General features: G+C 48.7%; 3 protein-coding genes. 2 read left to right on the forward strand and 1 reads right to left on the reverse strand.

Translation table 11 applies throughout. From position 1 onward, the window contains the following. Nucleotides 1-210 precede the first annotated feature (210 nt). A complete protein-coding gene (locus H8730_RS17990; protein ID WP_346726599.1) occupies nucleotides 211-726 on the reverse strand; it encodes a hypothetical protein in 516 nt (171 codons plus the stop codon). Nucleotides 727-762: 36 nt separating this feature from the next. On the opposite strand from H8730_RS17990, the gene H8730_RS17995 reads away from it, so the two are divergent. Continuing rightward, a complete protein-coding gene (locus H8730_RS17995) occupies nucleotides 763-1,623 on the forward strand; it encodes a DDE-type integrase/transposase/recombinase (RefSeq protein WP_346726600.1) in 861 nt (286 codons plus the stop codon). Next, nucleotides 1,614-1,934: a hypothetical protein gene (locus H8730_RS17230; RefSeq protein ID WP_249290283.1), complete on the forward strand. Its 321-nt coding sequence runs from the start codon at nucleotides 1,614-1,616 to the stop codon at nucleotides 1,932-1,934. Before H8730_RS17995 ends, H8730_RS17230 begins: the two co-directional genes overlap by 10 nt. Nucleotides 1,935-1,980: the final 46 nt, after the last annotated feature.

Below are 1,980 nucleotides of genomic sequence, written 5' to 3' on the forward strand. Positions count from 1 at the left end.
GGTAGTGTCAAAAACTACCTGTTTTTTTGTTGCAAAATCTAATAAAAACCTTGATTTTAAGGGAAATTTGCTATAAAAAGAGCATTGACCTCCCTTTTCTGGTATAATGTCTATCGCCAAACAAACATCCTACGAAAGGAGCCAATGCTCATGGACATTATACTTTATTTACTCCAGACAATTCAAGTCCTTTATCAACAGAACTGCTGGTTAATTAACTTCATCTGCAGATACATCCCCCTCAAGCAGTGGGCTTTTGACGATTCCCATTCCCCTAAATACCAGAAGTTCAAGATTGATGAGCTCCCTTTGGTTACCGACTTCCGACAGGACTGGACTTACAAAGAACTCATCCCTTACTACGAAAAGCGCTACGGCAAAAAAATCCGCCCCGTCAGCCGCCGCTCTGAATGCGATATCCCTGACGACTGCCACTGCCCACGCTGTGATGCCCCTAAACCGTTCCTTTACAAGAATAACGGCTCCAAAGGCCAGCTCCTCTGTAAAATCTGTGCTGCCAGATTCTCTCCAGCTGAAAGCCGCTTCTCTTCCATGAAGCTGCGCTGCCCTCACTGTGGAAATGCCCTTGTTCCCAAAAAAGACCGGAAACACTTTATCATCCACAAGTGCGTCAATCCCAAATGCCCCTACTACCTCCACAACCTCAAAAAGGTGGATAAGGAAAACCTCATAGAGGATTACGGCAAGAACAAATATAAACTCCACTACATCTACCGCGAATTCACGATGGATTTTTTCAGCATGGACTTAAACACCCTGCCAAAGAACGCCTCTTCCTTGAAATTCAGTAAACACAATGCCCATGTCATGTCCCTGTGCCTGACCCTTCATGTCAATCTTGGACTGTCCCTGCGAAAAACCTCCCAGGCACTCAAAGATCTGTATAACATCAGCATCTCCCATCAGCAGATCGCCAACTACTGCAAGACCGCCGCCATCTGCATTAAGCCCTTTGTTGACCAGTATCCTTACGAAAAAGGGGACGTCTTTACTGCCGATGAAACCTACATAAAAATCCGCGGTCTCAATACTTACGTCTGGCTTATCATGAACGCTGCAACTCGTTCCATTATCGGCTATCAGGTATCTGATAACCGTGGTGTCGGCCCCTGCATCCTCGCCATGCGTATGGCTTTCCAGAGACTTACAAAACTGTCGGAGAACTTTAAGTTCATCGCTGACGGCTACAGTGCCTATCCTCTCGCCGCAATGGAATTTGCAAAGAAGTTCGGGAAAGACTTCACCTTCAAGATCACTCAGGTCATTGGACTTACCAACGACGATGCTGTTTCTGCACAGCACCGCCCATTCAAACAGATGATCGAACGGCTCAACCGCACCTATAAGGCTTCTTACCGGCATACAAACGGCTTCGATAACATCGACGGCGCCAACTATGACCTTGCGCTCTGGGTTGCTTATTACAACTTCCTCAGGCCCCATAAACATAACCACTATAAAGTTCTCAACGAGGTAGCAATGCTGCAGGGCGCTGACAACATGCCGGGCAAGTGGCAGCTTCTTATTTTCCTCGGCCAACAGACCATTCTGACTATGCAGAAAAACGGCACTGCCGCACCGGAGCGGGGCTGTTGTCAATAGAACCGTGGAATACCGGAACAGGCGGCACAGCCGACTGTGAGGATATGCCGCGAAAGTCTGTTGACATAAGGCTCACGGAGCATCCTGTCCAGCAGAAAAGGGGGCTGCTGCGCCCTTTTCCTGCCATCCGGCGAGGACGGGTTCGGGCAGCGCCCGAAATCGGGTCAAGGGGCGCAGAACATCCGGTGGATGTTCGCTTTGCGCCGACCGGAACGGAGTGTAGACGGTTCCTTGCGGGTTCTCAGGGCAGCGCCCTGAGCCCTCGGAGAGCTTTTCGGAATCAATATCTGCAATTTTCAAGGTTCATTTGAGCCTGTTTTTTTCGGCTCAGTTTTTCATAGATTACTTGACACTACC

Source organism: Bianquea renquensis (genome assembly GCF_014384895.1).
GTDB lineage: Bacteria > Bacillota > Clostridia > Lachnospirales > Bianqueaceae > Bianquea > Bianquea renquensis.

Bases quoted from the DNA above. Each gene is read 5' to 3' on its own strand.
- H8730_RS17995 (WP_346726600.1), top strand. From the start codon at position 763: ATGGACTTAAACACCCTGCCAAAGAACGCCTCTTCCTTGAAATTCAGT.